13 protein-coding genes and 1 riboswitch are annotated in these 13,229 nt (G+C 37.5%); of the genes, 1 reads left to right on the top strand and 12 read right to left on the bottom strand.

Annotated elements, in window-relative coordinates; genetic code table 11:
• Positions 1-36: 36 nt before the first annotated feature.
• The 5 genes from V7147_RS15930 to V7147_RS15910 all read right to left on the bottom strand — a co-directional run bounded on the left by V7147_RS15930 (position 37) and on the right by V7147_RS15910 (position 5,156).
• Positions 37-1,422, bottom strand: coding sequence for an LLM class flavin-dependent oxidoreductase (locus tag V7147_RS15930; RefSeq protein ID WP_335368821.1), 1,386 nt, complete (start codon positions 1,420-1,422; stop codon positions 37-39).
• A 55-nt stretch (positions 1,423-1,477) separates the two neighbouring features.
• Positions 1,478-2,350 carry a MetQ/NlpA family ABC transporter substrate-binding protein gene (locus V7147_RS15925; protein WP_335368820.1) on the bottom strand — a complete coding sequence of 291 codons (873 nt, stop codon included), beginning with the start codon at positions 2,348-2,350 and terminating at the stop codon, positions 1,478-1,480.
• 27 nt (positions 2,351-2,377) lie between these two features.
• Positions 2,378-3,040: a methionine ABC transporter permease gene (locus V7147_RS15920; protein WP_335368819.1), complete on the bottom strand. Its 663-nt coding sequence runs from the start codon at positions 3,038-3,040 to the stop codon at positions 2,378-2,380.
• Positions 3,030-4,055, bottom strand: coding sequence for a methionine ABC transporter ATP-binding protein (locus V7147_RS15915; RefSeq protein WP_335368818.1), 1,026 nt, complete (start codon positions 4,053-4,055; stop codon positions 3,030-3,032). Before V7147_RS15915 ends, V7147_RS15920 begins: the two co-directional genes overlap by 11 nt.
• A 229-nt stretch (positions 4,056-4,284) precedes the next feature.
• A riboswitch (SAM riboswitch) is annotated at positions 4,285-4,386 on the bottom strand.
• Positions 4,387-4,556: 170 nt separating this feature from the next.
• Positions 4,557-5,156, bottom strand: a complete 600-nt coding sequence (locus V7147_RS15910; protein WP_335368817.1) for an HAD-IA family hydrolase — start codon at positions 5,154-5,156, stop codon at positions 4,557-4,559.
• Positions 5,157-5,314: 158 nt separating this feature from the next.
• On the opposite strand from V7147_RS15910, the gene V7147_RS15905 reads away from it, so the two are divergent.
• Positions 5,315-6,706: an APC family permease gene (locus tag V7147_RS15905; protein ID WP_335368816.1), complete on the top strand. Its 1,392-nt coding sequence runs from the start codon at positions 5,315-5,317 to the stop codon at positions 6,704-6,706.
• Positions 6,707-6,828: 122 nt separating this feature from the next.
• On the opposite strand, the gene cydS is transcribed toward V7147_RS15905, so the two are convergent.
• From cydS to V7147_RS15875, 7 genes are all read right to left on the bottom strand, one after another.
• On the bottom strand, positions 6,829-6,942 hold the full coding sequence (gene cydS, locus V7147_RS25240; RefSeq protein ID WP_438824600.1) for a cytochrome bd oxidase small subunit CydS: 114 nt from the start codon (positions 6,940-6,942) through the stop codon (positions 6,829-6,831).
• Positions 6,943-6,953: 11 nt separating this feature from the next.
• On the bottom strand, positions 6,954-7,979 hold the full coding sequence (locus V7147_RS15900; RefSeq protein ID WP_335368815.1) for a cytochrome d ubiquinol oxidase subunit II: 1,026 nt from the start codon (positions 7,977-7,979) through the stop codon (positions 6,954-6,956).
• Entirely contained in the window at positions 7,979-9,319 is a 1,341-nt protein-coding gene (locus V7147_RS15895; protein ID WP_335368814.1) for a cytochrome ubiquinol oxidase subunit I, read from the bottom strand. Before V7147_RS15895 ends, V7147_RS15900 begins: the two co-directional genes overlap by 1 nt.
• A gap of 290 nt (positions 9,320-9,609) precedes the next feature.
• Positions 9,610-9,768 carry a glycerate kinase gene (locus V7147_RS15890; RefSeq protein ID WP_335368813.1) on the bottom strand — a complete coding sequence of 53 codons (159 nt, stop codon included), beginning with the start codon at positions 9,766-9,768 and terminating at the stop codon, positions 9,610-9,612.
• A 92-nt stretch (positions 9,769-9,860) separates the two neighbouring features.
• Positions 9,861-10,835 carry a 2-hydroxyacid dehydrogenase gene (locus tag V7147_RS15885; RefSeq protein WP_335368812.1) on the bottom strand — a complete coding sequence of 325 codons (975 nt, stop codon included), beginning with the start codon at positions 10,833-10,835 and terminating at the stop codon, positions 9,861-9,863.
• The gene (locus tag V7147_RS15880) at positions 10,832-12,346 is read right to left on the bottom strand and encodes a xylulokinase (protein ID WP_335368811.1); all 1,515 of its coding nucleotides are present in this window, start codon (positions 12,344-12,346) and stop codon (positions 10,832-10,834) included. Before V7147_RS15880 ends, V7147_RS15885 begins: the two co-directional genes overlap by 4 nt.
• A 10-nt stretch (positions 12,347-12,356) precedes the next feature.
• The coding region (locus V7147_RS15875) for a class I fructose-bisphosphate aldolase (RefSeq protein ID WP_335368810.1) at positions 12,357-13,229 on the bottom strand (873 nt) is incomplete at its 5' end.

Genomic DNA, 13,229 nt, shown 5'->3' with positions numbered 1-13,229 from the left:
CCATAAATACTCCCTGTTTTTTAATAAAATATTATGTTACTTTCCTTCTAAAATGGCAGCCTTCCGATATTGACTTCCAGGATGATCATTAGGTAATAAGCTACTTCCGTGATCAAATAGCTTTTCTCTTAAGGAACCCTGTTCATATTCTGTTTTGTAGATTCCGCGTTTTTGTAGTTCAGGAATGACTAAATCAACAAAATCCTTTAGGCTTTCTGGTGTGACAAGATGGGCTAGGTTAAATCCATCTACACCACTTTCTTCGAATTGAAATTGAATCGCATCAGCCACTTCTCGCGGGTTTCCAACTAGAACATGGTCCCGATCTATTGTTTCAAATCGGTTTAATACTTCCCTGACTGTTAGTTTTTTAGGTGCATCTTTTGTAAGCGAAGCAGCTCTTGATTGTCCATGTTCGGTATGTTTATAATCAAATGGACTATCTAGGTCTGTATACTGTGATAAATCGTAACCACTTGAGCCACCATATTGAGCTTTTGCTGCATCAGCACTCCAATAACTAGCTAATTCCTGATACTTTTCCTCTGCTTGTTCTGTGGTCTCAGCTACAATTACATTCAAGAAGGTAAATGCCTTAATATGGTCAGGGTTTCGACCATATTTTTGTGCTCTTTGTCGGATATCCTGAACAGAAGATTTAATTTTCTCTGCTGACCCTCCAACAAATACACATTCGGCATGTTTGGCTGCAAACTCCTTACCACGTTCAGACGTACCTGCTTGATAAAGAACTGGGGTACGTTGCAGGGAAGGCTCACTTAAGTGTGGTCCTTCAACAGAAAAATATTCACCCTTATGATTTATCTCATGTACTTTTGATGGATCTACCAGGATTTCTTTAGTAGTATCCGCAATGACCGCATTGTCTTCCCAGCTTCCTTCCCATAGCTTATAAGAGACTTCCAAAAACTCATCAGCCAAATCATAACGTGCATCATGCTTAAGCATTTCTGGTAAACCAAAGTTCTTTGCTGCATTAGGAAGATAGGAAGTGACGATATTCCACGCGACTCTTCCCTTTGTAAGATGATCTAGGGTTGAAAACCTTCTAGAATGGCCAAAAGGATGCTCATAAGTAGTACTTACCGTCACTGCAAAAGAAAGATGTTCAGTTACACTTGCCATCGCTGGAACAACAAAAGCCGGATCATTCAACGGCACTTGAACTCCGTCTCGAATGGACGGATCTTTACTTTGCTGATAAACATCATAAATACCTAGCACATCTGCAAAAAATACGGCATCAAACTTCCCTCGTTCCAATAATTTTGCTAAGTCTATCCAATAGTCTAAATCCTTGTATCGAAGATGTCTCTCACTATTTGGGTGCTTCCAAAGTCCATGTGAATTATGCATAGCGCTCGTCATGTCAAATGCATTTAATCGGATTTGTTTTGCCATTTGTCCACTTCCTTTTAGTAGATTCATAAATCTATAAATATCCAATTCCACTCAATTATTGGCTTTTCTTAATGCTTTCTTCTAACTTCTTTAATGTCTTTTGAAGATCTTCCGCAGGGATATCAACGACAATACTTCCTCCGTTCGTTTCCTTTATGACAGCCTCTTTAACGTCAGCTTCCTGGTATAGCTTTGCGATCGTTTTGTATGTTTCATTGTCCTTATCCTCTTCGCGTACAGCAAAGACATTAACATATGGTCGTGCTTGTTCACTTTCTGGATCGTCATATAATAGTGAATCTTTAAAATTCAACCCTGCTTGACCTGCAATCCCATTATTTATTAGAGATGCGGCAACATCCTTTAGTGCCTGTGCAGTTTGTTGAGAAACGACTGGGACGATTTCTAGTTTTTTCGGGTTCTTCGCAATATCATCTAGAGTTCCGTATATACCAACTCCATCTTTTAGCTCAATTAGTCCCGCAGCTTCTAATAAAAGTAAGCCTCTTCCAAGGTTTGCAGGGTCGTTTGAAATTGTTATTTGTGAACCCTCTGGTATGTCTGATATATTCTTGTATTTTTCAGAATAAATCCCTGTTGGGTTAATAGTCGTCGAAGCAATCGGAACAATAGTAAAACCATTCTCTACATTGGCTGGACCTAGAAATGCAATATGTTGGAAAGAATTCATGTCAATCTCTCCATTTGCTAAAGCATTATTAGGTTGAATGTAATCCGAAAACTCAACTAACTCAATTGTGATCCCTTTTTCATTTGCTTTTTCTTCTATAAGCTTCCAATAAGGTCCATCAGCACCTGTTACACCGATCTTTACTACCTCATTGGATTTTCCGGATGTAACATTGCACGCTGCAAGTATTGAAATAAAAACCACCATAGATACGAATAAAAGTAATCGCTTTTTCATTTACAAAACTCTCCCTTTTTTTAAATGTTATCTTCGTAAAAAGAATCTAGATAAAAAGTTCCCAGAAAACTGTGCGATTTGAACGAGTATTATTAAAACAATAACTGTGACAATCATTACCGATGTATCAAATCTCTGGTACCCATATGTCATGGCAAGGTCACCTAATCCACCACCTCCAACTGTTCCAGCCATTGCTGAGAAATCAACAAGCCCCACAGTAACAAAGGTGAGACCGAGAATAAGTGGACCTAATGTTTCAGGTATAAGTACGCCAAAAATTATTCTTATCGGGCTTGCACCCATAGCCTGTGCAGCTTCAATAATTCCCGGTTCAATCGAAACAAGATTACTCTCTACTATCCTAGCAACCGCAAAGCATGCAGCTATCGTCATAGGGAAAATAGCCGCTGCCGTTCCAATCGTAGTGCCCATTACTGCCCGAGTTAAGGGACTAAGTGCAACAAGCAAAATAATAAAAGGGATTGGACGAACAATATTCACTAATAAGTTAAGTACGAGAAATATATATTTATTTTCCAATATGTTCCCCTTACGTGTGACAAAAAAGAGCACTCCCATCGCTATACCAATAATGCTTGAGAAAATTAACGTAAAGATTACCATCAAAATCGTTTCTCCAGTTGCTTCCACAATACGGGGCCAAAATGTACTCCAATCAACTCTCATGGTTTATCACCTCCCTTACTTCAACAATTTGCTCAAGTTCAGTGATTACTTGCTGAATGAGAGGATCAGAGCCTTGAAATTCAACAATTAAACTACCAAATAATTGATCCTGTAACTCATTAATACTGCCGTATATAATATTGAAATCAATCCCATGCTTTCTCGTTACTCTTGACAGGATTGGCTGACTTGAAGCCCCACCTGTAAAAATCACTCGATACAAGTTTCCTGAATGGTTATTACGTAATTTCCCTAAGAGTTTGCTAGAAAGCTTATCGTTTAACACAGAACTGATAAAATTTTTCGTCGTCTTGGATTGTGGGTTTGAAAATATATCATAGACATTGCCTTCTTCAATCACCGACCCATTTTCCATCACAGCCACTCGATGACAAATACTTCGGATAACGTGCATTTCATGAGTAATCAGCAAAATGGTAATATTATACTCCTCATTAACCTTACGTAATAATTGAAGGATTTCTCCTGTTGTTTCAGGATCCAACGCAGAAGTTGCTTCATCACAAATCAAAATGTCTGGTGAAGTAGCAAGCGCTCTTGCAATGCCGACTCTTTGCTTTTGTCCGCCCGAGAGTTGCTCCGGATATTGCTCTGACTTATCTTGCAAACCTACAAACTGAAGTAATTCTTTAACACGGTTATCAATTTGTTCTTTTGGCAACTTCGCAAGTTTTAATGGATAAGCGATATTTCCATATACAGTACGCGAGTTGAAAAGATTAAAAGATTGAAAGATCATACCGATTTTCCTTCTCAGCTTCCGTAGCTCAACTTGAGAGAGACTAGATATTTCTGATTCGTTAACCAGCACTCTCCCTGAAGTTGGGCGTTCAAGTAAATTAACAAGTCGGAGCAATGTACTTTTCCCAGCCCCACTAAATCCAACCACCCCAAAGATTTCTCCTTTTGAAATAGTTAAAGAAACATCTTTTAACGCTTGAACCTCCTTCCCTTGCAAACCAAATACTTTATTTACTTCCTCAAACTTAATCAACTTAAAATCCTCCTTTCAGAAATAAACAAAAAAGGCACCTTTATCCAACATCATGTAAAGATGCATTGGATAAAGATACCTTTAGTTGTCTAATCGGCATACTTTTTTATTTTATATAGAAATATTTTTGAGAATCGGTTTTAGTTAGTAAACATCTCTTTTTATATCGAAAAAAAATAAAACCCCCTTCACTACAGAAGAGGGTTTAAATGTAACATTTAATCGTCTCTTCCTATCTTTCAAGCTCTATGCTTGCTGGATTTGGCACAGTACCTAATAGTCTGTTGCCGAGGCTTCAAAGGGCCAGTCCCTCCACCTCTCTGGATAAGAATTCACTAATAATTTAATTGTAATTAATAATTTACATGGAATGTCTTTGACTGTCAATAAGATTTTTATAAATTCTTTTTATTGTTTATTTAGGATACAAGTATATTTTGATACGAATAAGCATTGTAGTGGTCCCTTTTTCAGCCGAATCCTTATAAAAAATGACCTTTTTTAAAGATAAGGAAGAACCTTCGTTCCGAAGTCAGCATAATTATCAATGTGAAAATCGGCCTCAATATCTGGATTTTCAAAGGCAACGGTTTTGATTCCTAATTCTCTGGCTGGAATTAAATCCAGTTCGCGATCGCCAATCACTAGATCAATCGGATGATCCTTAATTACATGTTGATATGAAGCAGCATGTGGTTTTCGGGAAAAGCCCTCCTCCTCGACCGAAACAACCACCTTAAAGTAATGTAATAACTTAAATTTTTCCAGAAGGTAAAGTGTAGACTCCTTGTCGCGATGCGTGACAATAAAATTATCATCTGCAATTTGCAAAACCTCTTCTAAATGTTCAAACGGATGGCTATCAAAGGAATACTGATTGTATAATTTGATGTATTCCTCGCGCTGACTTTCTTCAATTTCATAATGCTGAAACGCCACTTTCGAGTTGACCTTGAGCCACTTTAGTACTTCCTTCGGATCCAGTTCCCTGCCGCTTAGATGAATAAAACCCTTGACCAGTGCTGGATAGGTGTTAAACAATGTTCCGTCAAAATCCCATAGAATATTAATGTGAATCCCTCTCTCTTTTACATAATTCATTCTATTATAAAGAAAGATACTTATAAAAAGAAAGCTAATAGATTTTTTATAAACCTCTCAATTTTCGACAAAAATATTGGTAATTCGACAAAAGCGGTTGACCTTTAATTAATAAACCTATAGAATTTTTACATATTTTAAAAAAATGAGGGTTCAGTATGAAAGATGTATTATTCAGGAAAAAAGATCTCAGGGAATTACTCGGAAAAAAGGGCGGTATCCAGCTTCAGCAAACGTTAGGGGCTTTTGACCTAATGCTGTTAGGAGTAGGTGCTATTGTCGGAACAGGTATATTCATCCTTCCTGGGACTGTCGCTGCGGGACACGCTGGACCAGGTATCATTTTTTCCTTTATTATAGCTGCCATTGTCTGTGCATTCGCCGCTATGTGTTATTCAGAATTTTCTTCATCCATACCGGTTACGGGTAGTGCATATACGTATGTGTACATTGTATTTGGAGAATTGGTCGCTTGGTTAGTTGGATGGGCTTTACTGTTAGAATATGGCTTAGCAGTTGCGGCGGTTGCAACTGGTTGGTCAGCTTATTTAAGTGCTTTGTTAGAGGGTTTTAATATAACCATTCCAAAGGCGATCTCTGGTTCCTTTAATCCAGTAGATGGAACTTATGTAAATGTACCAGCGATCGCCATTATTTTGGTAACAGCCTTTTTATTAACGCGTGGAATTAGAGAATCTACGAAGGTTAATATGATCATGGTATTTATCAAAGTAGGGGTTATTCTTTTATTTATAGGAGTAGGCATTTTTTATGTTGAGCCTGCTAATTGGCAACCAGTTATGCCCTTTGGAATGAATGGCGTTATTAGTGGGGCAGCCCTAGTTTTCTTTGCTTATCTTGGATTTGACGCTGTTTCGTCAGCTGCCGAAGAGGTAAAGAACCCACAACGTAATATGCCCATAGGTATTATTGGATCATTATTGATTTGTACAATTCTTTATGTAACTGTTTCGCTTGTTTTAACTGGGATGGTTTCATACACAGACCTAAATGTAAGTGATCCTGTTAGCTTCGTAATGCAGATGGTTCATCAAGATTGGGTGGCTGGCGTTATCTCACTTGGTGCAGTTGTCGGAATGATGACCGTTATACTTGTTATGTCATATGGGGGAACTAGACTTCTTTATGCGTTTGGCCGAGATGGATTGCTGCCGAAAAGTATGTATGAACTTAGTAAAAAATATAAAACGCCCGTTAAAAACACATGGGTATTTGCCGCACTTGTCGCTTTTTGTGCCGGCTTCATTCCGTTATCTAAGCTAGCAGAACTAGTAAACATGGGCACATTACTTGCATTTACAATCGTTTCAATCGGAGTTATTTACTTAAGAAAAAACAAGAGTATACCATCCAGTGGTTTTAAAGTACCATTCTTTCCAATCTTACCAATTATCTCGTTCTTATTATGTTTATTTTTAATGACTCAGCTTTCTGTCTTTACATGGATTGCAAGCGCAGTTTGGTTTGTATTCGGATTACTTTTCTACTTTGCTTATGGTAAAAACCATAGCTTAATGAATAAAGAATAAAAAATACAAAAAGTGAGCTTACGTTGTTATATCCCCGTAAGCTTATTTTTTTGATATAAAGAGGGCGAACTATACGTCCTTGTATAATCCTCTTACTCCGTTTAGATCATTCCACCCGAAAATTAATCTTTCTTATCTTCTCTCACTTCCTTATCCAAAGGTGCCACTATAAACGTTATAATAATTGATAGAACCACCATCATAAACGGTGCCACAAATATCATAAAATCATTCATTTTCATCTCTCCTATACATGATCGTCCCGTCTACCTGTCACATAGTCCTTATTGAATAAAAATAGATGGAGCAATAGATAAAGTGAAGGAATCAATAAACATAAACCGAGAACGAAAACAATCACTAAAGCAATCGCCATTTCGTGATTTGTAAAACTAGCATGGATTGTTAAATGTGGATATAACAAATATGGATAGTGTGAAAATCCATAAGCATAGAAGGCAAAGGCAAATTGAAAAATTAACAAGATAACAGCCAGGCCAAAGTTTCGTTTTTGCCAGACTAACCATACCGTGAATAAAAAAAGTATTCCAGAAACCGCGAATAGAGGCCACAAACCCACCATACTTTCAAAGTGCATTTCATTGTGTCCACGCATCTCAATAATGATTCCAATTGCTGTTATGATTAAAGGAACAGCCCAAATTAATGCATATTTCCTCATTAAATTACTTGCTTCTATGTCCTTTGCTCTCCATGCATACCAAGTTAAAAATACAGCTGAAATATAAAGAACCGCTGTTACACTTAATAAAACAATACTCCACGAAAGGGGACTCGTGTATAACGCCCAGTAATCGAGTTCGGGTTGGCCATTCACCATTTCAACAAAGCCACCTTCCGATAGTGTAAGAACTACTGAAAAAGAAGCAGGAATTAACAATCCCGAAACTCCATAAGCAAATGCATACCCTTTATGTCCTGCAGATCCATAAGATTCAAAAGCATAATAAGAACCACGAATAGCCAATAAAATGACAGAAATACTCACAGGAACTAAAAGGATCGTTCCATAATAAAAGGCCGTTTGTGGGAAAAAGCCAACAATTCCTACAAAGAAAAATACTAAGAATACGTTTGTGACTTCCCAAACAGGTGATAAGTAGCGTTTTATAATTTTCGTTAAAATGTGGGAACGATTCGTTAATAAACTATAAGCATTAAAAAAGCCTGCGCCAAAATCGATTGAAGCAACAATGACATAGCCAAATAAAAAAGTCCATAGTACGGTTAATCCTACTATCTCAAGGTTCATTATGCTTCACCTCTTTCAAATTCACGATCTTCAATTTCTTTTTCAATCGGATTCGAACGGAACATTCGCCTTAATACGATGACACTTCCAAAAGCTAACACCATATATAAAATACAGAAGAGCAGGAGCATTAAATCTACATTATCACTTGTTGTAGCGCCCTCTTCTGTTCGCATCAATCCTCTTAAAATCCATGGTTGTCTTCCAACTTCCGCTAGCCACCAACCTGCTTCAATGGCAATAACAGATAATGGACCTCCAGTAACCACAACCCACCTGAACCATTTACTTTTTATAAATGACCATCCTCGCGACTTTCCAACCACATACACAGCTGAAACAAGCACCAGTAACATCCCAATCGATACCATCGTATCAAATAGATAATGAATATAGAGAGGCGGAATTTCATCTTCAGGGAATTCATTTAATCCAATTACATCTGCAGTAGGATTGCTATGTGCTAAAATACTTAATGCATATGGTATACGAATCTCATACTTTATCTCTCCATCATCAAGTACACCAAACATTATAAGTGGCGCGCCCTCTTCTGTTTCAAAATGCCATTCAGCCGCTGCTAATTTTTCCGGCTGATATTCTGCTAAATATTTGCCCGAAAAGTCGCCTATGACGGCTGTAACAATTGAGAAAATCAGACCTAACTTCATTAATAAATAAAGTGCTTTTTTATGATAAATATGGTCTGAACCTTTAATTAACCGGAAAGCCGCAATAGATGCGAGTATAAAAGCCGATGTCATGTAAGCCGTAACTAACACATGTGCCACTTTTGTTGGCATTGCTGGGTTAAACATTGCAACTAGTGGCTGAATGTTTACTAACTCTCCATTTAACATTTCAAAACCTTGAGGAGCATTCATAAACGCATTTACGATGGTAATAAAAACCGCTGACATTGATGCCCCAACGGCAACTGGAACGAGAAGCAGCATATGCTTCTTCTGACTATCGAATCGATCCCAAGTATACAGATAGATTCCTAAAAAGATTGCCTCAAAAAAGAACGCAAATGTTTCCATAAATAAGGGTAAAGCAATGACTTGTCCGGCTAAGCTCATAAAGTTCGGCCATAATAGTGACAACTGTAATCCGATAGCAGTACCTGTAACAACCCCTACTGCAACGGTAATAACAAACCCTCTCGCCCAACGTCTTGCCAACAATATGTAATGCTCATCATTATTCTTATACCCGACCCACTGTGCAATCATAATCATTAATGGGATTCCGACCCCGATTGTGGCATAAATAATATGAAAGGATAATGTGAGTTCAGTTAGTACTCGACTCCAAAACACTGCTGACTCATTAACCAAAATAAGTCCCCCTTAGCTAATTGAATAACCTGCCCAAAATAGAGAGAAGCATGATGAATGCTACACTGAAACTTAAGTAAATGAGCCACTTTTCTTGTTTTTTATACATTGATGATTCGCTCCTTCAAGTGCATTATGCCCATTCTTTTATAATTGAACGTCAAGTTATGTTAAATATTACATTCATTCTTGTCGGAATTTTGACCAAATCTTTACTAAAAACAAAAAGACCCACATAAATGTTAGTTTTTCCCAACACTTTTATAGGTCATTCATTAATTCGATCTAAATCATATTCTGATTTTTAAACGTTCTCCACATTCCCCTAAAGGAATCCAGAATGTTTCTGACTCTGGGAAGACCTTAAGAATACCCTTTTCTATTGAAAGAGCTGCCTCAGTTGCGCTTAAACTTCCTTTAAATGAGTCAGGAGCTATTACAATCTTCATAAATTCAACCCCTCAAACAATGATTTTTGGTGTGGATTATAACAAAAATCAAAAAAGGGACTTATCCTCTGAAAAATCCCTTGAAATATAGACTATTCAATTGGAATACTAACTGGCGTAAGTGGCTTTTTTCCATCTAATACATTGATAATATTTTCAACCGCTAAATTGGCCATCTCAAGTCTTGTTTTTACTGTTGAACTTCCAACATGGGGTAAAGTAACAACATTAGGTAAGGTTAATAGAGGATGATCTACTGGTACTGGTTCCTCTTCAAAAACGTCTAGACCTGCTCCCCAAATCTTTCCTTTGACTAATGCGTCATATAACTCCACTTCATCGACAATTCCACCTCTGGCAGTATTAATAAGAATGGCGTTTTTTTTCATTAGCTGTAATTCGTTTTTACCAATAAAATGATGAACCTCCGGACTATATGGTATAAGAATGGAAACAAAGTCAGATTGCTGCAGCAGTGAATGCAGATCGCAATATTCAATACCTAATTCAGCTTCTTTGTCGACTTTACGTGTCCGGTTATAATAAATGACTCGCATATTGAATCCTTTAGTCCTCTTTACTAGAGCTTCAGCTATTCTTCCAAGTCCAATAATTCCAATGGTCGCTCCGTAAATTTCCTGACCAGTCATCTGCATAAGGGACCAAGCGCCCCATTCTCCACGTCTTAAATAGTTGGATGCTTCAGGTACTCTTCTTGCAGTGGCCATTAATAGAGCAAATGTCAAATCTGCTGTTGCTTCAGTTAAAACTCCTGGGGTGTTAGTAACAACGATTCCCTTTTGGGCAGCAGCATTTACGTCAATATTGTTATAACCTACTGCAATATTTGCAACAACCTTTAGATTCATAGCTTCATCAAATACTTCTTGATCAATTTTATCGGTTAATAGGCATATTAGCCCATCAACATCCTTTACTTCTTTTAATAAAATATCTCTTGGGACAATTGAATCCTCTTCCTGATACATTCTAACTTCGAAGCGTTCCGATAATTGACTAACTATTGCTTCTGGGAGCTTTCGGGTTATATATACTTTTGTCTTCAATGCTTTACCTCCAATCTTTCTTGGCTTATCTCGGCACATTGCGAGAAAAAAGGTTTAAGGGCAGGATACATATTGTTATGAACTTTATAAAGCTGGTGATAAGCACTCACTTGATTTTCTTCCGGTGTAATCCAACCAATGGTTTCATTTGAAATCACAGAAGTTGCTTCTTCATAAGATAAAAAATAACCAATAGCTTTTCCAGCTATGAGGCATGCACCTAAAACTGCAGTTTCCGGAATATTTTTGTGTTCAAACGTTTTGTTTAATACATTTGCTTTTATTTGGGACCATGCCCTGTTCTTGGAACCACCTCCAATTGACTGAATACTCATTGGGGCAATTTTATATTTAGTTTCAATAATTTCATAGATTTGTTTTAAGCCAAAGGAGCAACCTTCTAATATTGAGCGATACATATCCTCTTTTGAAGTATTCAAATCGATTCCTATAAAACTTCCTCTGGCATTTGGATCCCAAATTGGGGATCGCTCACCCTGCATATACGGCAAGAAATACACACCGTTTGATCCAATCGGAGATTTGTTTGCAAATTCATTCAATATTTCAATTTGATACCCTTCTGGTTTTAAAAAACGTTCATAAAACCATTGTATAGCAGCACCAGGAAAAGACATTGCTCCATGGGATAGCCATCTACCCTTGATAACATGGCATCTGTTTAAAAACCTGTTGTCCAACGCAAGAGTATTGTCCGAACAAACAGTTAAAACATTTGAGGTCCCTACTGACTCAAAAATAGTATTGGGTTGAACGTCAAGTGCAAGGGCAGAACAAGCCGTATCGGCTGCTCCCGCTACGATTGGCACTCGTTGTCCTTCTAAATTAGTATCAATCAAATTACCAATTACCAAGCTTGGATCACACACTGTAGGTAATTTTCCTAGACTTATTCCGATTTCTTCACAAATCTCTCGAGACCATTCATAGCTATTTATGTCGAATAAACCCGAAAAGGAAGCCTGGGTCCAATCCATTACAAACTCACCTGTCAGTTTATGAAGGATAAAAGTAGAGAGGGAGCCCCATTTAAATGTTTTTTCATATAGATTGGGCTCATTATTCTTAAACCACAAGTGAGTTGTAACTGTATACATCCCAAGTTCTAATCGATTTCCGGTAATTTGGAAGATCCGTTCTTTGCCTATGGCTGCATTTATCCATTCTGCCTCCTTTTTACTTCTTTGATCCAAATACATAATTCCGTTGTATAATGCATTTCCATCTGAATCCATAAAAACGGAGGAATTACAAAATGTAGAAAGAGAAATTGCATCTACACTTCCTTCAGCCTTAACCCTATTCCAAACTTTCGCTAGGTTGTTCTGTACAATCTCCCAAACTTCGTTTACATCTATTTCAACCCATCCATCCCTTGGAAATAGAAGAGAGTATGGTTGATACTCTAAGTATCCCCATACCCCTTCTTTATTCATTGCAGCCACTTTTACTCCACTTGTTCCAATATCAATTCCAATTACGTGAGACATATTAATCACCTTATCTATTAGGTATTGGCTCGTTAATTAACTCATTGTATAATTCAACAGCTTCTTTTACTGTACCATTCTCGTGAATGATATGTTTGAAAGATTGTACAACAGCTGTAGGATTGGGATTGTTCCATACAATTCTACCAAACGTGATACCAGTACCACCCGCATCGATTACGTCGTATACCATTTTAAAATAATCTTCAATGTTATTTCCTTTGTCTCCGCCTGCAACAACCACTTTAGCAGGAGTTGAAGATACTACTTTATGGAAACTTTCTGGATCACCAGTATATTTTGTTTTTACGATATCTACGCCTAATTCAGCACCAGCACGAACAGCATAGGCTACATGCTTCCAATTATTTTTCTCTTCCTCTGGGATTTGGTTTCCTCTAGGATAAATGTGAGCTATCATCGGAATTCCATAAGAGGCAGCCCTTCCAGCAGCTATACCTAAGTTTCTTAATTGTTCTGGCTGATCATCCCCACCTACAATGCATCCCATTGATACTGCATCAGCACCTAATTGAATTCCTTCTTCTACTTCCGTAACCCAAGCATCATAATTTGGTTGCCAAGGTGAAAAAGTTGATAGCTTTAGTATCAAACCAGCTTTTCCTACATGAGGGCGGAAACAAAGATTAGCAATTCCTTTATGCATTGTAATAGCATCGGGACCACCAGCGACAATTTCACTTACCTTACGTTCGATTGGCATAAGTTCTTCAAAAATACCTCTTGCCATTGCCTGGTCCACCGCAACTGCCAGTAGTTTACCTGATTTTTGATTAAATAATCTGCTTAAACGAATTTCTTTTCCTAATAATGACATATAAAGCACTCCCTTTAATAGTTTTTTTGAATAGTATTTTTTTAT

This window comes from Bacillus sp. JJ1521, from assembly GCF_036965165.1.
In the GTDB taxonomy this organism is placed as follows: Bacteria; Bacillota; Bacilli; order Bacillales; family Bacillaceae_L; genus Ferdinandcohnia.
This window is presented reverse-complemented; position numbering and strand designations above follow the sequence as displayed.